The 18020-nt window shown below is 38.8% G+C and carries 14 protein-coding genes; all 14 read right to left on the bottom strand.

From position 1 onward, the window contains the following. Nucleotides 1-3: 3 nt before the first annotated feature. The 14 genes from rpoD to Ana3638_RS09765 all read right to left on the bottom strand — a co-directional run bounded on the left by rpoD (nt 4) and on the right by Ana3638_RS09765 (nt 17999). Nucleotides 4-1095 (bottom strand): RNA polymerase sigma factor RpoD, encoded by a 1092-nt coding sequence (gene rpoD / locus Ana3638_RS09830; protein ID WP_161837863.1) that lies wholly within the window; start codon nt 1093-1095, stop codon nt 4-6. Between the two features lie 49 nt (nt 1096-1144). After that, nucleotides 1145-2932 carry a DNA primase gene (gene dnaG, locus Ana3638_RS09825; protein WP_161837862.1) on the bottom strand — a complete coding sequence of 596 codons (1788 nt, stop codon included), beginning with the start codon at nt 2930-2932 and terminating at the stop codon, nt 1145-1147. 187 nt (nt 2933-3119) lie between these two features. Beyond that, a complete protein-coding gene (locus tag Ana3638_RS09820; protein ID WP_161837861.1) occupies nt 3120-3932 on the bottom strand; it encodes a phosphotransferase in 813 nt (270 codons plus the stop codon). Between the two features lie 80 nt (nt 3933-4012). Further along, a complete protein-coding gene (locus Ana3638_RS09815) occupies nt 4013-5071 on the bottom strand; it encodes a deoxyguanosinetriphosphate triphosphohydrolase (protein ID WP_330587966.1) in 1059 nt (352 codons plus the stop codon). 357 nt (nt 5072-5428) lie between these two features. Next, on the bottom strand, nt 5429-6442 hold the full coding sequence (locus tag Ana3638_RS09810) for a LacI family DNA-binding transcriptional regulator (RefSeq protein ID WP_161837860.1): 1014 nt from the start codon (nt 6440-6442) through the stop codon (nt 5429-5431). Nucleotides 6443-6880: 438 nt separating this feature from the next. Next, complete coding sequence (locus Ana3638_RS09805) at nt 6881-7675, bottom strand: hypothetical protein (RefSeq protein ID WP_161837859.1); 795 nt, start codon at nt 7673-7675, stop codon at nt 6881-6883. Between the two features lie 21 nt (nt 7676-7696). Then, a complete protein-coding gene (locus tag Ana3638_RS09800) occupies nt 7697-8683 on the bottom strand; it encodes an ABC transporter ATP-binding protein (RefSeq protein WP_161837858.1) in 987 nt (328 codons plus the stop codon). Beyond that, nucleotides 8683-9660 (bottom strand): ABC transporter ATP-binding protein, encoded by a 978-nt coding sequence (locus tag Ana3638_RS09795; protein ID WP_161837857.1) that lies wholly within the window; start codon nt 9658-9660, stop codon nt 8683-8685. Before Ana3638_RS09795 ends, Ana3638_RS09800 begins: the two co-directional genes overlap by 1 nt. Next, entirely contained in the window at nt 9660-10484 is an 825-nt protein-coding gene (locus tag Ana3638_RS09790; protein WP_161837856.1) for an ABC transporter permease, read from the bottom strand. The genes Ana3638_RS09795 and Ana3638_RS09790 overlap by 1 nt, the downstream gene beginning before the upstream one ends. A gap of 10 nt (nt 10485-10494) precedes the next feature. Beyond that, nucleotides 10495-11493 (bottom strand): ABC transporter permease, encoded by a 999-nt coding sequence (locus Ana3638_RS09785; protein ID WP_161837855.1) that lies wholly within the window; start codon nt 11491-11493, stop codon nt 10495-10497. A gap of 216 nt (nt 11494-11709) precedes the next feature. Further along, nucleotides 11710-13686 (bottom strand): ABC transporter substrate-binding protein, encoded by a 1977-nt coding sequence (locus Ana3638_RS09780; protein ID WP_161837854.1) that lies wholly within the window; start codon nt 13684-13686, stop codon nt 11710-11712. 263 nt (nt 13687-13949) lie between these two features. Then, nucleotides 13950-14750 (bottom strand): hypothetical protein, encoded by an 801-nt coding sequence (locus Ana3638_RS09775; RefSeq protein WP_161837853.1) that lies wholly within the window; start codon nt 14748-14750, stop codon nt 13950-13952. Between the two features lie 823 nt (nt 14751-15573). Further along, nucleotides 15574-16656 carry a glycoside hydrolase family 172 protein gene (locus Ana3638_RS09770; RefSeq protein WP_161837852.1) on the bottom strand — a complete coding sequence of 361 codons (1083 nt, stop codon included), beginning with the start codon at nt 16654-16656 and terminating at the stop codon, nt 15574-15576. Between the two features lie 614 nt (nt 16657-17270). Further along, complete coding sequence (locus tag Ana3638_RS09765; protein ID WP_161837851.1) at nt 17271-17999, bottom strand: SDR family oxidoreductase; 729 nt, start codon at nt 17997-17999, stop codon at nt 17271-17273. Nucleotides 18000-18020 lie beyond the last annotated feature (21 nt).

Raw genomic sequence — 18020 nt, 5'->3', positions numbered from 1 at the left:
AAGTTATTCCAAATAATCCTTTAACTTACGGCTTCGGCTTGGATGTCTTAACTTACGCAATGCCTTCGCTTCAATTTGGCGGATTCGTTCCCTTGTTACGTTAAATTCCTTACCCACTTCTTCCAAGGTACGGGCTCGTCCATCATCTAAACCGAAACGGAGCCTTAGAACTTTCTGTTCCCTGTCCGTTAAAGTACCCAGTACATCAATTAGTTGCTCTTTTAACAAGGTAAATGCAGCCGCATCCGCCGGTACCGGAACATTATCATCCTGTATAAAATCACCCAAGTGACTGTCTTCTTCTTCACCGATAGGTGTTTCCAACGAAACCGGTTCCTGGGAAATCTTTTGAATTTCTCTTACCCTTTCCACCGGTATATTCATTTCAACCGCCACTTCTTCCGGAGATGGTTCCCTGCCTAATTCCTGAAGGAGCTGTCTTTGAACACGGATTAATTTATTGATGGTTTCTACCATATGCACCGGAATACGAATAGTTCTTGCCTGATCGGCAATCGCTCTGGTTATGGCCTGTCTGATCCACCAGGTAGCATAAGTACTGAACTTAAAACCTTTTGTATAATCAAATTTTTCAACAGCCTTAATCAGACCTAAGTTACCTTCCTGTATAAGATCCAAAAACATCATACCCCTGCCTACATAACGCTTTGCTATACTGACAACCAGACGAAGGTTTGCTTCAGCTAACCGTTTTTTGGCATCTGCATCTCCGACTTTCATTCTTCTTGCCAGTTCAATCTCATCGTCTGCACTAAGCAGCGGTACTTTTCCGATTTCTTTTAAATACATTCTTACAGGGTCATCAATACTGATTCCCTCCGGTATGGAGAAATCAATTTCTTCTAAGTCTTCATCATCCTCTAATATGATATCATCTTCTTCATCTGTTATTCGAAGTACATCCACATTATTAGCCTCAAGAAATTCATATATTCTCTCAACCATAGTAGGGTCCATATCAAAATCGACAAAGAAATCATTTATTTCCTGAAATTCAAGGACGTTCTTTTTTTTCTTGGCAAAAACCAAAAGCTCTTTTAGTTTTTCCGAAAATTTAACCATGCTCTCATCCATTATTTATCCATCCTCCTTTAGAATTAACCGTTAAATAGATACTAGTATTCTAACCATCATTAAAAGAAATATGCAATTTCTGTAAGTCTGCCTGTTCCCTGATAATAATCTGAAGTGCCTGAATATCATTATTTTCTATGGCTTTTTTACTCTGTGCATCCAAACTGTTCTTCTTGATACGCATTACGGTTTCTTCCAATGCTTTTTTCCGCTCAGACTCACTCATTTCTCCCCGCATCTCCATATTAAAAAGGGAGGCTGCTTCATTCTGTTCTTCTTTGCTTTCAAAACGGTTGATTATTTTAGCCGGTGTCACAACATGTTCTGTTTCATATTGTTCAAACAACATCCCGGCTACCTGCTGATATAATTGCTCTGTAAAATCATCAGGACTTATAATACCTTTTATCTTATCAAATATTTTCGTATCTTCTATTAACCAGGTAAGGAGTATTTTCTGGGACTGCCGGATTCCATCCTCAGGAACGTTTTTTTGTCTTCCCCCATCCGTTCTTCGTTCCTTAGGCTGGTCATTCTGCCCTACCACTATCTGTGCACCATAACGATTAACTAATTTTTTCAGATTTTCAAAACCTACCAAATACTTGGAAGCCACTGCTTCAATATAGTTATTCCTTTCTATTTCTTCCGTAAACACCAGCATTTTCTTAGCCGTTTCGTTAAAAAACCTGGTTTTCTGCTCCGGATCACTCAAATCATAATCCCGTTCTAAAATCTCTATTTCAAATAAGAAAGCATTCCTGGCAGTTTCCATTCGTTTCTTAAATTCTTCCGCACCCAGTGCTTTGATAAATTCATCCGGATCCTTATAAGGTTTCATATCAACAACCTTGGCAGTCAAACCGGCTTCCTTTAAGATGGGAATTGCCCTTAACGCCGCTTTTATTCCCGCATCATCACTATCGTAGGTTAATAATACTTCATTGGTATATCTCTTTAACAGGTTAGCCTGAAGTCCTGTGAACGCCGTTCCCAGAGAAGCTACGGCATTGGTAAATCCTGCCTGATGCAAAGCGATCACATCCATATAACCCTCACAGATTATCATGTTCGGTTTTCTGGAAACCCTTGCAAAATTAAGTCCGTACAAATTCCGGCTTTTATCAAAAAGTTTTGTCTCCGGTGAGTTAAGGTATTTCGGTGTTCCCTCACCCATAACACGTCCGCCGAAACCGATTACCCGGTTATTTACATCCATAATCGGATACATTACCCGGTTCCAGAATTTATCATATACTTTTTTCTTTTCATCAAAACTGATCAAACCGGATTCCCTTAAAATACTGTCCTCATATCCTAAGTGTTTTAGGTATTGATATAAGTCATCTCCGGTTTTATTGGAATACCCTAACCCAAATTGTTTTATGGTATCATCGGAGATTTCCCTGTTTGTTAAATACCCGTAAGCTGCTTGTCCACGTTCCGATTTCAATTGATAATAAAAATACTTGGCAGCTTCTTTATTGATTTCAAGCAGTCTGTTCTTTAGCCCTGCCTGCTTTTTTGCTTCTTCACTATACTCTGCTTCGGGAAGGTTTACCCCCACCCTGCCTGCTAAAAACTTTAAAGCTTCCACAAAAGTATAATTTTCATATTCCATAATAAATGTAAATACATTTCCACCCACGCCGCAGCCAAAACAATGATACATCTGTTTTGCACCGCTGACGGCAAAAGATGGAGATTTCTCATTATGAAACGGGCAGAGCCCCATATGGCTGCCGCCTTTTTTCTGAAGCTTGACATAGGAACCGATAACGTCCACAATGTCATTTTTCATTCTGATTTCTTCTACTAATTCTTCAGGATAAAACAATGGAACTCTCCTTTCTTGTATTTTTCTATATAAGTAATTGCTGAAACTCCAATATTGTATCTATATACCATGCAAAATTGACAAAATACAAAAGCTAAATCCGATCCCAAAGGTCACTGAAACTTTTGTATTTTTATAAGATATTTTAAAAAATTAAAATTAAAATAATTTTACAATTTTGCATATTTTATTCCATCCAATCTTTAAAATGTTCTTTTAAGAAAATTATTTCCCACTTATAGTGTGCCAAATGCCCCTCATCAATCATCTTCCGGTAAGCTTCGTTACCATTTGCAGCGCCAATTGTAAGAGTATCACATAAAGCCTTAATACGGCTTATGGTCCATTCCTTGATATTATGAGGTATTTTTATACCGTAAGCATCCATGAAAAGGGAAATCCTGCGAGTTCGGTCCGCTGCGTGTAATTCCGGGTTATAAGGAATTGATTTACCAGTATTGTAATCGATGGCAAAACTCGCTAGAGGTACTGATGTATAAAGCATATATACGATATCCCAAATACGCGGGCCTGGTTTGGCCAGGTCAAAATCGATGAGAGCTACCGGTACTTCATCTTTAAAAACGATGTTATAAAGTGCAGCATCATTATGGCAGACTACTTCATTCTCCCATTTCCCAGGTACAGCATTGTGTTCTTCATTTGTATAATAGTCCGAAATTCCAATAAACCCCTGAACTGCATCATGATATCGCCGTAATAGTTGTGCACATCTTATAAGTGAGTCTTCAGACCATATATAAGGCTTAAAATCAGGATAATCATTTCCAGAAACCTCTCCCTCAATATAAGATAATATTTCACAGCCTTTCTCATCAATACCGATAAACTTGGGTGCCCCGTCAAAACCTTGTTTTTCTAAATATAGAAGCAGTTCATGCACATACGGGCTCCAGTTTACAGAACGGTGAACGGTATTTCCGATCCTCACAACATTATTGACATTACCTCCGTGAAGTATTTCTTCCTTTTCAAACACAAATAATCCCCCCTATATATTTAAATATCTAAACGTCTATACAAATATGGTTTTGTTACCGGCGAATATATTCAGAAACCTTAATAAATACTCCAGGATCTGGGTATGGATAATTCCGTAAATTTTGCCACCGCATAGCGGTCCGTCATACCGGCTATATAATCACATACCACCCTGGTTGCCGTCTCCCCTTTGCTCTCCATCATATACAGATACTCCTCCGGAAGAAGCTCTAAATTCTTAATATAATACTCAAACAGGTGTATCAGCATTGCTTCTGCTTTCTGTTCCTCTCCTTTTGCTACAGGATTGGTATATACACTACGAAACATATATTTTCGCATCTCAAACATCGCCTCTTCTATCTCAGGTGACATGGTAATCTCATCGGTATCTTCACTATGACTTACGATATCGTGTATGATGGTATTCAGTCTTTCTCTTGGGCTGTGACCCAAAATATCCGTATATTCATTTGGAATGTCTTCCTCCGTAATGATGTGACCCCGGATGGCATCATCAATATCATGATTGATATAAGCAATTTTATCCGACAGTCGGACTATCTTTCCTTCCAGTGTACTCGGGCAACCTTTCGTTTGATGGTTTAGTATGCCATCCCTGACTTCTTTGGTAAGGTTTAAACCTTTCCCGTGATTTTCCAATAATTCCACTATCCTAATGCTTTGAATATGATGTTCAAATCCCTCCGGGCAGATATGGTTCAGGGCACGTTCTCCAGCATGTCCAAAAGGGGTGTGTCCCAAATCATGTCCCAATGCAATAGCCTCTGCCAGATCCTCATTTAGACGTAAGGCTCTTGCGATGGTTCTTGCATTCTGGGATACTTCCAGCGTATGCGTTAATCTTGTACGGTAATGATCTCCCTCAGGAGCTAAAAATACCTGGGTTTTATGTTTTAATCTGCGAAAAGATTTGGAATGGAGGATTCTGTCCCGGTCTCTCTGGTAAATGGGGCGAATATCACAGGGTTCCTCATAAATATCTCTTCCACTGGAACTGTCACTGAATGCAGCATAAGGGCTTAAATATTCATGTTCTCTTTGTTCCAGCTTTTGGCGCATATTGATCTTTTTCTGAAAATTAACCAATTCACTTTGAATATTCATCTTTTTCATTCCCCTTTCCGTATAAAATAAACCCTATATTATTAATATTCTACCAAACCTGCATATTTCCTTTTTTATTTTTAAATTTTCTTTATCTTTTCTGATAATCTTAGAAGGGTAGATAAAAAAGCATTGAAAGATATTCAATAGTCTGTCAGAAACCATGCGGGAAATGGAAAACAGAATCAAATCATTACGAGGCAGAATGCAAGAAAAAGTTGGAATTACTTATATAAGAACCAATGAAATGAAAGGAATAACAAGTTTTAAATCTTCCTGATGTTCCAGAAAGCGGAAACTACACTCCAATATTCCACATTATTCAGGAGTAAGTAATTCACTCGCCGGAGCACTTGGATAAAAAGATCATAATGTTATTTTTTTAACGGATTCCCGTTTTATAATTTCCGGAGAAAATACGATATCTGTTCGGTAACTACGCTTATTTAAAATTCTATCCATTACAAGCCTTGCTGCCTCAGTTCCAACTTTACCCTGCATCATATCAACCGATGTCATTGGCGGATTGGTACATAAGCAATATTCGGTATTATCCAAAGATACAATAGAAATATCATCCGGCACTTTAAGCCCAAGCATACTGCAAGCATTCATGCATCCTATACCCATCAAGTCATTACAAGCCACAACTGCGGTACATTTACCATCATTTCTAATAAATTGCTGGAATTTTTGCAAGGCAAGCTCCCTTGTAAAATTCGCATTAATAATCAGAGTGTTATCGACAGGAATCCCGGATTCTTCCAGTGCCCTGCAATAACCCTCAAAACGTTCTTTCGTATTTTGTTCTTTAGGGTCGCCTCCCAAAAATGCAATTCGGGTATGGCCATTCTCAATGCAATGATGTGTTGCAATCCAAGCCGCACGCGATTGATTCGCATAGATGCAATCATAATAATTATGATATTCCGAATTCTCATAGAAACTCGTTATAGCGGTAGGCAATCCCGTATCTTTAATCGCTTCGATCAACGTAGGATTGTAGTCAAACGAACCAAAAATCAGACCATCCACATAACGCCCTTTTAACGAATTGAGAATCTCCAATTCTTTTTCAGGACTATGCATAGTATAAGCCAGAAGAATATTGTAGTTGTAATCTTCCAATGTCTGTGTTACTCCTTTAATCATATCAAAGTAATATGGATTCATGATATCAGGAATACAAAACATAATCTTATTCGTTATACTACTTTTAAGGGTTTTAGCTGCCTGATAAGGAACGTAACCTAATTCTTCCGCTGCAGCAAACACCTTTTTTTTAGCTTTATCGCTACAATACCCACTTCCATTCAATGCTCTGGCAACAGTGGAAGCGGACAACCCTGTTTTATCTGCAATATCATAAATAGTGGTCAATACACAACACCCCTTCCATTTTTTCTGACTTTTCTAAAATATCTGGCAACACACCTAATACTTTATATTATAACACGCTTGTCCATACCCGGGTATTTAAATGATAAAACAAAGTGCCGGCTCGCCGACACTATCGCGTCAGAACATACCTCGTAGCAATATACTGTCTTTTAGCGAGGTACACATCCATACACATTCCTCTGAGGGTTTTATCTCATAAGACGAACTTTTTTATGAGATAAAAAATGCCCAAATCCCATCTTTAGAATCTATGGGTTGGGCAATATTAAGTCAAAGCCAATATTCTGGTCCGATACGCTAAGAAGCGTGGGGACTTACTTGTAAGGTTAAAAAACCTGCAATACTATGGTATTCCTGCGCAGACTTCACAAGTAATTGGAAATTGACATTACACAGGCTGTAGTACTCTGTCTGCAGTTATTTTTCCTCAATTACCACATTCCCAGCAGAATCCACATAAATGTATACAGGATATTCTTTAATATTAAAAGCTTTTGATATCAGCTTCTCTGTATCAATAAATATATTTTCATCAGTATCTTCATTCAACTTTTCGCCTTGCAGAAAATATAAATAGTCGGTTCCATCTTGTTCCAGCGTCTCCGTTGCCTTTTTACACGCTCCGCAACCGCTCACACCCAACAGAATTGGAACACCGCCGGACAAAGACATCATGTTATCAGCATTTACAGTTGTTTGGGGCAAAAGCTCTGCAACCTCAGAAATCTTAGTGGTTTGTGCCGTAATCATAGCGTTTTCATCTATAAAATAATAGCTTGGCACCCAATCTGTAAATTTATATTTTCCTTTTGCGGAAAATGAATCTTCCGGAGGAATATTCATCTTATCAAGCTGCTCCTGCGGAATTTTATCATCCCACACAAACACAACGGAAAAATTTTCACTGTTATAAAGAGAGAAGAGAATGCGATAGGCGTCAAAATCGGCAATACAATCTTTACATCCCTTCATCGCAAAGACCACAAGAGTTTCTTTCCCTGTAATATCAGAAATATCAATCTCCTTTCCCTGTGAATCCCACACCGTATATCCTTGTAATTTTTCACCGGTAGAGAAATTCAGGAGTTTCACCCCATTTGTCTTTCTTGTACTTGGTTTATGTGCCAAAACAACTAAGAAAGTAACTGTTAATATGACTATACACAGAACACTAATTCTAACAATCTTTTTTAAATATACTTCTATTTTCATCCTGTCTCCCTGCCTTTTTTATCAATCAACTTTATAATTGTTCTGCTTAATGCATAAAGTTTTATGACTTTCGTTCAATTTTACCATCGACAGAGATTTTTGAAAGCATACATCTTTTGCATAAGGGCATCTTTTAGCAAATTTACAACCCACACCATTCATTATTTTATTTTCCGCATCCTCCATGTGAGGTCTGTCCTTGCCGCTCCACTTTGCTCCAACCTTAGGGATAGACTCAAGAAGAAGCTCCGTATATGGATGACCAGGATTCTCCAAAACCTCTCTGGCTTTTCCGAATTCAATCATGCTGCCCTTATACATTGTGGCAATATAATCACTAACGTAATATGCTGTTGAAAGATCATGTGTAATATATATAAAGCTGACACCGTACTCCTCTTTCAGATTTTTAAATATATTAACTATATTCATTCGTAATGATGCATCTATCATGGCAACCGGCTCATCCGCAACTATAATTTTCGGCTTCGTGATAAGTGCACGGGCAATAGAAATACGTTGCAACTCACCACCGGAGAATTGGTTCGGGTACTTATTCTTAACCTGATCATAGCTCAATCCAACTTTTTTTAAGGTATCAGTAATAACCTCTTTCGCATCATCTTTGTTTTTTGCCATATCCATATTCAACGCTGTTTCATATAGATAGCAGTCTACTGTCCGCTTCATACTAAAATTAGTAAACGGATTTTGAAAAATAGGCTGAACAATCCGATAAAACTCTTTTTTATGCTTCATGTGATAGTTGATGCTTTTTCCATCCAAAATAATATTCCCGCCGGAGATATCCAGCAGACCTAATATCATTTTTGCAAGAGTTGTCTTACCGCTTCCTGACTCACCAACGATACTCATAATCCAGGATTCATCAGATGGCATTTTTAATGAAACATCATCAACTGCCATAATTTTATTTCCCAAAATCATACCACCAATCCGGAATTCACGGTTAAGATGGCTTATTTCAAGTATATTTTTAGTTTCCATTATTCACTACCTCCCGAAGCTTGTTCCAGTAATAAACATGCGGCAAAATGCTTTTCCCCTACTTGAACCGTCCGAGGTCTGATATTGCGGCATTCATTGGCAGCATACTTACATCTGTCGGCAAAACGACATCCATCCGGAGGATTTTTAAGGCTTGGCGGAGTTCCCGGTATACCTTCCTTTTGGCTGTTATCACCAACCTTAGGAAGTGCACCTATTAACATTTTTGTATAAGGATGCTTCGGGTTACCAAATATTTCATCCGTAGGTCCAATTTCAATCATCTGTCCGGCATACATAATGCCCATACGCTTTGTAACCTGATAATGAACACCCATATCGTGTGAAACTATCACCATAGAGTTCATCATTCTTTTTTGTACCGACATAAGCATTGTAAGAATGTCCTTTTGAACAACAACATCCAACGCAGTTGTTGGTTCATCCGCCAATATTACACCGGGATTTAAGAATGTAGCAAGTGCAATTAAAACACGTTGGCGCATGCCTCCGGAAAGCTGATGAGGATAAGCTTTCAGCACATCCGGTGAAAGTTCCAGATCTTCCAAATAAGCTGCAACTTTTTCTCTTATCTGCTTTTTAGTCATTTTTACATGGTACCCGCGGCTTACAGTATCAAAGAACTGATTTTCAATGTTAGCAACCGGATTCATAACGTGCATTGCGCCTTGGGGAACATAGGAAATTTCTTTCCACCAACAGTCCTTAAGTTTTCCGCTTTCCACATAATCTGTTTCGGAATTACCTTTATAAAGCCTTACAAAGCCGCCGGAAATTTCAAGAGGATAATTCAACAAGTCATACATAACCTTAAGCAATGTAGATTTACCACAACCGGATTCTCCTGCTATTCCAAATATTTCATCATTTTCAACTTTAAAATTTACATCATCAACTGCATTAACAAAGCTGGTAAGCATATTATAGCGTGCACTGACATGATTAAGTTCCAACATTATTTGCCCCTCCTTAATGCGGAATATTGCTGCTGTCCTGTCATGAACAGGAACAGGCCGATAAAAATAAAGCAAATAGCAACAACAGGTGCGCCAATCCAGATCCACTTACCGCCAAGCATCGCTTGATGCTGGTTTGCCCAGTAAATCATTGTGCCTAATGTTGCATTGCTGTTACTTGACATTCCGATCACTGCGAGTCCGGATTCAGAAGCAATAGCGACGAGAATCGTATTGATAAAGTTACCAATCGACCAATCCTTAACAAACGGAAATATTTCTTTAACCAATATACGGATCGTGCTTTCTCCGGAAAATTTTGCTGTACTGATGTAATCCCTTTCCCTTAAGCTTAATCCCATGGAGCGCACTTGCCGTGCCGGCCAGGGCCAGTTAAAAACAATAAGAACGCCGCCTATAAGGAACAAGGATGCACTGCCTTTTGTTAAGCTTCCCAGCAAAATAAGAATTGGCAGCGACGGGATAACAATAAAGGTATCGGCAATCAACATAACTATTCTATCTATAATTCCTCCCTTAAATCCGGCAGCAAGTCCCATAAGAACACCAATAAGAGTTGAAAAAAATGCAACAAACAAACCAATCAGAAATGAATTCTGAATAGATCTGCATAACAGCCAGAAAATGTCTTGACCCAAGCTGTTAGTACCTAAAAAATGTTCCATACTTGGTTTAAGATTAGTTGGATATGCATTCCAATCTGTCACATCTCCCGAATAAAAAAGCGGAAAAACGAAGCCAATAACCAAAAACATACTCAGTAAACCCACACCTAGTTTCAATCTGAAATTCCAATTTTTCATACTACCCCTCCTAATTGTACCTGACTCTGGGATCAATAAACGGATACAGCAGGTCAACAATCAATGTTGTAGTTGTAACCGCAAAAATTGAAATAGTAATCGTTCCCATAATCAGGTTATAATCGGCCTGTAAAATTCCTCTGTAAATAAGAGAACCTATGCCAGGATAGTTAAATAGAATCTCTGTTATCAATGCGCCGTTAAAAATTGTCCCAATTTGTAATGCAAGCATGGTAATTTGCGGAAGAATTGTGTTTGGCAAAACATATCTTCCGATAACTTTTCTCTCGCTTAATCCTTTCATTCTTGCAAATGCAACAAAATCCTCTTCATTGGTATTACGGGAAAGTGTGGTCATGGATATAACCCACCAGCCGGTACCTGTTAATATAAGAGAAAGTGCAGGAAGCAAGGAATTCCAAATAATGGTCTTTACATTTTCCCATGAAAAGCCTGATACATTGAAATTAGCACTTAACGGGAATATAGGGAAAATATAGGCGAACAGCATTATAAGTGTTAAAGCAAATATGTAGTAAGGAATCGGATATATACATATAGCTATCCCCTCAAGTATTTTAGAGTATGTTTTATCCTTTCTAATCCCTGCAAGTAATCCAATACTATTACCGATCAACCACGATATAATTGTTGAAATTCCCAAAAGACCCAGTGTCCATGGCAAAGAATTCGCAATTAAATCTTTGACCGGAACCGGATACATTGTAAGGGAAGGACCGAAATCCTGAGTAAAAATAACTCTTTTCATATATCCCAAATACTGTTCACCCAGGGTACCCTCAAGTCCGAAATTTTCATTCAAGGTCTTACGCATTGCATCAATAGCCGCCATGTCCATAGAGTTTGATTTACTTGTCATTTGACCTAGCATAGCTTCAACAGGATCAGACGGCATAAACCTGGGAATTAAAAACACTGCTGTCATTCCCAATATTATTACAAATATAAATGTAACTAACCGGGAGCATAAAAATTTTAAAAATTTCATAAACAGCCTCCAATCACACAATTTCCTATAAGAAAGAGTCTGGCTTGCCAGACTCTGGCGCTGACGCGCTGTCACTTAAGTGACAATTTCCCAAAGGATATTATCCTTATGTGTGTACACGCGCATCCCGCGGAGTATTTTTAGCTCATAGGACGAACTTTCCTAAGAGATAAGATAAAACAGTCCGCCAGTACAGCCACCCTGGCGGACTTTCACTTAATTACCTGTTGGTTTCAAATGTGGGGTATAATATTTAAACTGTGACCACCACCACCAAGGTCCTTCAAAGTCGTTTTCTGCAGTTTGGAACCCAGTCCAATAATGTGTTGTAACCGGTACGAATTTAGAGGTTCCGAACATAGGAATGAATGGTAATTCTTCTACAAAAAGCTTGCAAATCTCTGTAACGCCGTCAATAACCTTTGGGTCATCAGAAGGCAGTTGCATGAGTTCGTTAAGTTTTTCTGTAACTTTATCATTCGTCTCGCCGCCCCAACGGTAACGGTTACCCGGAGCCTGCTCACCTGTCGGAACTATATACTTGCTGTTCCAGTGCTCCATGTTTACAGAGCTATCAGGCATAATTCCACAAGCCGGCCAATAGGAACCGGCCTCAAAATTACCTGTCGCCTCATTATTCCAGAATGTGGCTGCATCTTGCTGAACAACTGTAACCTTAATACCAAACTTATTCCATGAATCGGCAACTGCAAAGGCAAGTCTCATAGACTGGATTTCAAAATCAGCCGGTGCTAAAATGGACATTTCCCAAACGCTTCCGTCCGGCTTATACCAAGTGTCATCTTTCTTTGTGAAACCTTCTTTGTTAAGCATTTTTGCTGCCTGTTCAACATCATACTTCCACCAGCCAACTCCGAACACATCAATAATATCTTGTTCCGTCTCAGGTAAGCCTTCCATACCTTGTTGCTTCAAAACCTCAACAATTTCCTTAGCGTAGCTATCATCAAATGGCTTGTAACCATCTTCAAGTGTGAATGCTTTGAGCCAGTCTACCATCGGCTTATGGTAGGTATCCATAAGAACATCCGTAGGAGGCAACTGTAAAGGTGATACTCTGAGCATGCCGCTGAAAGTAGCAAGAGAAACACTCTTAATATCTGTTGCAAGCGCAAGTGCCCAACGTACATTAACGTTTCCATAAATCGGGTCTGAGCAGTTAAAGCCAATCCCACGCTCGCATGGGTCGTTAGTATCAGCATAGGGGAATCCCGAATACCATGCCATGCTCTCTGTGTTCTTCTTTCTCAAAATCTCCCAGCTCTCAGGTGTAATATCCTGAAGAACATCAATTTCATTTGAAATAGCAGCCATAATTCTCTTTTCTTCCGTACCGAAGCTCTTAAAGAGAATATATTTCGGTCCAGGCTCACCAACCGTTTGACCAACTGCCGTATTCTTCCAATCCTCTCTCTTTTCATAGAGGAACCAATATCCCTGAGGATCCTTATCCTTAAGAATGTATGGGCCTGAGCTTAAAGGATTGGAATCTGTAAATGTCGCAGGATTCTCATTCTTCCAAACATGCTCGGGAACAATGCAGAGACCGTTACCAAAAATAGTAACACCGAATTTCTGAGAGAGCTTGGGTTCCGGATTATGCGTTACAATTTCAACCGTTAAATCGTCGAGAGCCTGACAAGATACAACTGTTTCTCTTACAACTGCACCAAAAGCTAACTCTTTGCTCTCCAGAAGCATATTAAATGTAAATGCTACATCGTGAGCGTCAAGAGCCTCACCATCCGACCATTTAAGATTTTCTTTCATCTTAAATGTATAGGTATTCTCCTTGCCTTCAACCTGCTCAGGCATAGTAGCAGCCAGGTCAGGATACTGCTCACCCTTTACCGTGTCAATTTCCCATAAATATCCATGTATTAACTGATGCACGCCCGCATCCATCGGTACGTTGCCGGGGACATATGGATTGTACAAATCCGGATTGGCTATACGGCCGCTGAGAATATCAACAATCAATGTCTCACTTCTTGGGGTTCCGACATCTGTCATTTTTCCATCCGTTGATACCGGTTTGGAATCGCTGTCAGATGCCTCGCTCTTACCTGATTCCGATGAAGTACTTTCCGCGCCGCCGCAGGCTGTTAAGCTGAATAACATGCAGAAAATCAAAAGTGCAGACTGGGCTTTTTTTAGTATACTCTTTTTCATAACCGTTCCTCCTCATATTTTTGATAATAGATTTATTTTCAAGAAACCTCCAGTTATCCCCAGCTTTCATACATATAACATGGATCTTCATTCCATACTATGATATATTTTTAAGAAACAACTGTTTGTTTCCAATGAACGTGGCTATTTTGTGACTGCGGTTCTAATGAACTATGTATGTAAACGCTTATGCACTACAAACTATTTCAGAAAATGCATAGTTCGGCAAAGAAACACTTTGATACCGGCAACACAATTATCAATTATTTCTCGTTTTTCGCTTTAATAATACATGTTTTTGAACCATAACCATTCTCAATATAAACTTCCAAAAAAGTATCTATTTCTTCAAATCCCTCTAAAGCAGCATCTCCAATAAATATTATGGGAGCGCCTGCAGTTTTTGAATTCACACCATATTTTTTACAGTACTCTTCAAATAACCTCATCGTATCCGCACTATCAAGATTGTATGTCACTATCTCACATAATCCATTAAAATTGTCCTTCCCAGCTAAATATTCTTCTGTCTTTTTACAAGATCTGCAGTCTTCCATCTTAAAATAAACGGCAAGCGGTTTTTTTGTTTGCTCCTGAAGAAAAGATTCATTGCTTGAATTGTCTGCTTTAACAAAAAAAGAGGGTTTTACTCTTGCTGTTTTTAACAACAGTTTATCAATGCCCGTATTGATCTGGTTCCATCCAAACAATGCCGTATCGTTAACAAACAGCACAGGGTATTCCACCTCAGGTTCCGTTTGGACTCTCCCGTTAAGCAAGTTCTTTTGGGTGTCATTCATTGTATTATATACATTTATATCAGATACTTCTCTCAACCCAAGCTCATCAACCTTGTTATAAAGAAATTGTTCCATCTCCAACACAACTTTACAGGGTTTGCATGGAATGTTATCCGCAAAACACCCTCCGCATGGATCATATACAAAGCAATCGATTTTAACCTTACCGTGTAACCAAAAGTCACCAACAAATAGTATCAGTATAATTAAAACAAAAACACTAACATAAATAACACAGTTGAATAAACGATGTTTATTTTTCATAATCTCGCAACTTTCCAGGTGTTCCGCCTGAATACCACTTTATGTATTGTTACCGGGCTGGGATTTCTGTTTCCAGGAAGCCAAGCGCTTCCCCGGTAATCGTTATATTATCCGGCCGCAACAATTATACGGTTCCGGATTTTCTTTTTTGCCGATTTCCATTTAAACATTTCCACAGCAGATGGAGTATTTTTATCAACCATAGTTTTTCTGCAATCGATGCCAGTTTTAACCAGGGCGGCAATATTCGAAGTTATACTATAGGAACAAGAACGTGTTCCTATAGTCGGATGCACGGCGCAAAAACAGCGCCTTTTATCGGAAATTTGAAAAACAATTTCCGATAAGTTATACTATAGGAACAAGAACGTGTTCCTATAGTCGGATGCACGGCGCAAAAACAGCGCCTTTTATCGGAAATTTGAAAAACAATTTCCGATAAGTTATACTATAGGAACAAGAACGTGTTCCTATAGTCGGATGCACGGCGCAATAACAGCGCCTTTTATCGGAAATTTGAAAAACAATTTCCGATAAGTTATACTATAGGAACAAGAACGTGTTCCTATAGTCGGATGCACGGCGCAAAAACGGCGCCTTTTATCGGAAATTTGAAAAACAATTTCCGATAAGTTATACTATAGGAACAAGAACGTGTTCCTATAGTCGGATGCACGGCGCAAAAACAGCCCCTTTTATCGGAAATTTGAAAGACAATTTCCGATAAGTTATACTATAGGAACAAAATCGTGTTCCTATAGTCGGATGCACGGCGCAAAAACAGCGCCTTTTATCGGAAATTTGAAAAACAATTTCCGATAAGTTATACTATCTCTAGAAAATCTTTATCTCCAATTGGAGGGAATGTTGCTGCAGGAATTGTTTGATACCAGAAAGCAACAGAAGAAATATCATCCTGAAGCGGAAGATATCTGCCTCCTTCTCTCCAGCCCAATGCCTGAATTGTTACTTTTAAGTCATTATTAAAGCGGATAGGGTCTGTGATGTGGAATCTGTACATTCCAAATCTTTTCTGACTCTTATAGAGTTCGTCTCTTCCGACCTCATAGAAACCACCGTAAGGTGTTGTAAAATCCAAGTATTTATCATGTGTATACGGATCCTCAAAATCATAGGAGCCACAGAAATAATCCTCTGTACCTGTTCCGCAGATTGTTGGGTATTCGGTGTCTCCATCCATAAAGAATTTAATTTCGCCTTCGCCCCACCATCCGTTATTATTCACGCCCCATGCCATATATGTTCCAACATAGTGGCCTTTTCCTTTTACACCGTCAAGAATTGTATAAACATCCTTGTACGGCAATGGATTAACACGTCTGAACTGTGCATGAAAATAAGCTGCATCCTCCGGTACCTCTGTGAGGGTGTAGTCAATTTGATAGTAGTAAACTACATCTTCTTCAGCTCTGTTCTCAAGCGTTATACGGCAATTTTCTCTGAAAGGCATTGTCCAATAGCAGTTGAATGCACTGCCCGGATTAACACAAACAGCAAGTGTCGAAACAGGAAAATAATTTTGCCAGCCACTGCAGAAGAAATCGCCCACCGGGCATTCTACCGATGGTTTCTCTAAGTTGTCCCAATAAAAACGAATAATTGTATTCCTCCACTTTCCTGTCGGTGTCATCCATATATGTTGGATTGCACCTGGTCCGTCAATATTCGCAATTTCAAAAATCTCACCCGCTTTAATACTAATATACGGATTAACTTTCCATGCCTTTCCAAGGTCACGGGCAGCGTGTTTTGCTGAACCATCTTTAAGTTCACACATTCCGCCCTTACCTTTTTCCCCCATAAAATTCTCTGGACTGATTGAACGTGTTAACGCATTTGAAAGCAAATGTAAATTACCAATGTTATTTGATAGACCGTCGTACATAAATTTATCCTCCTTGTGATATCGATGTCATAAATATATGGTAATTATATGTAATATTTTCCAATTTGTCAAGGGAAAACATGGAGTATTTATTAATTTTTACTTCAAAGTTCCTAATATTTGGATAAATTCTGATATTTAGATGATTTAATTATGATATCGGTGTCATAATTACTCAATTTTATGTGATAAATTCACATAGTTTGTTAAAATAAATTATTTTATTTTCCACAGGCTGATACCTATGCTTTGATATGGCCCGAATCTATTGCTTTTTAAAGGAGTATATTGATATGTAACTTAGAAGTTTAATAAAATTACTGGTCGTCGCTCTGATCATAGCAGGATAGTTAGAAGTGAATGTAAAAATACAGTATAAAACAGATGCCTTAAGTTTAAGTAAAACCGAATACAGCCGCCTGCAGCATAATTATTATCTATTCGGTTATAAGCACTTAAGGATTTCCAAGAAAAAGTTAAGGCCGTAAGCCCGATAATTCCGGACTTCGGCCATTTTTAATCATCTATGCTGTTAAATTCAGGTGATATGGATACCTAATTGATTCTTTAAACGGTTAAGCTATGAAACTGGTACTTGCAGATATTCCCCCGACTCAAAATTCTTCATATTTCCAGCCGTTCTCATTATGATAAATCATAAGTTTGGTCATTCCCCCATCAACGGTTATATTTTCTCCGTCTATAAAACCACTGTCTTCACTGCAAAGAAACATAACTGTTTTTACAATATCTAAAGGATTACCGATCCGTTTTACCGGATGCTGTTTTTCGTCTTCCTCACTCCATTTGCTCTCTGTTGTATCAATCCATCCCGGCGCGATGGAATTAACCCGTACTCTTCCTGCAAGACTTACAGCTAAAGCATGGGTTAACGCCGAAATTCCACCTTTGGCAGCTGTGTAACTTTCCGTATCCGCCTGGGACATGAAAGCTCTGGACGAGGATATATTTACAACAGCACCCTTTTCTTTAAAATAATCTAAAAAGAGTTTCGTCAATATATATGGAGCTGTCACCCCAACTCTTAACACATAATTAAAGTCATCAAAACTACATCCGGAAAGTATTCCTTTACGGCTTAAGCAGGCATTATTAATCAGATAATCAATTTTACCATACTTATTAATAACCGCTGAAACAAAACGGGTAAGAACAGCCTCGTCAGCTATGTCACCCTGATAAAAAAAGTCCGGATTTACACCATCAGCAGCTAAGTCAATAACAGCAACTTTAGATCCTGCTGCCATAAATTCTTCTGTCATCCTTTTTCCGATTCCACCTGCACCGCCTGTAATTACAACTACTTTATCTTTAAAATTCATAGAAGTACCTGCACTTTACGT

Source organism: Anaerocolumna sedimenticola (genome assembly GCF_009931695.1).
GTDB classification, from domain to species: Bacteria; Bacillota; Clostridia; order Lachnospirales; family Lachnospiraceae; genus Anaerocolumna; species Anaerocolumna sedimenticola.
The sequence above is the reverse complement of the archived record's forward strand: the minus strand, read 5'-3'. Positions and strand labels throughout refer to the sequence as shown.

What these genes read in the sequence shown, in the direction of transcription:
- rpoD (WP_161837863.1), bottom strand. Translation starts at nt 1,095, where the DNA reads ATGGATGAGAGCATGGTTAAATTTTCGGAAAAACTAAAAGAGCTTTTG.
- Ana3638_RS09805 (WP_161837859.1), bottom strand. Translation starts at nt 7,675, where the DNA reads ATGAAAATAGAAGTATATTTAAAAAAGATTGTTAGAATTAGTGTTCTG.
- Ana3638_RS09775 (WP_161837853.1), bottom strand. Translation starts at nt 14,750, where the DNA reads ATGAAAAATAAACATCGTTTATTCAACTGTGTTATTTATGTTAGTGTT.
- Ana3638_RS09765 (WP_161837851.1), bottom strand. Translation starts at nt 17,999, where the DNA reads ATGAATTTTAAAGATAAAGTAGTTGTAATTACAGGCGGTGCAGGTGGA.
- Ana3638_RS09785 (WP_161837855.1), bottom strand. Translation starts at nt 11,493, where the DNA reads ATGAAATTTTTAAAATTTTTATGCTCCCGGTTAGTTACATTTATATTT.
- Ana3638_RS09790 (WP_161837856.1), bottom strand. Translation starts at nt 10,484, where the DNA reads ATGAAAAATTGGAATTTCAGATTGAAACTAGGTGTGGGTTTACTGAGT.
- Ana3638_RS09815 (WP_330587966.1), bottom strand. Translation starts at nt 5,071, where the DNA reads ATGAAAAAGATGAATATTCAAAGTGAATTGGTTAATTTTCAGAAAAAG.
- Ana3638_RS09780 (WP_161837854.1), bottom strand. Translation starts at nt 13,686, where the DNA reads ATGAAAAAGAGTATACTAAAAAAAGCCCAGTCTGCACTTTTGATTTTC.
- Ana3638_RS09770 (WP_161837852.1), bottom strand. Translation starts at nt 16,656, where the DNA reads ATGTACGACGGTCTATCAAATAACATTGGTAATTTACATTTGCTTTCA.
- Ana3638_RS09800 (WP_161837858.1), bottom strand. Translation starts at nt 8,683, where the DNA reads ATGGAAACTAAAAATATACTTGAAATAAGCCATCTTAACCGTGAATTC.
- Ana3638_RS09795 (WP_161837857.1), bottom strand. Translation starts at nt 9,660, where the DNA reads ATGTTGGAACTTAATCATGTCAGTGCACGCTATAATATGCTTACCAGC.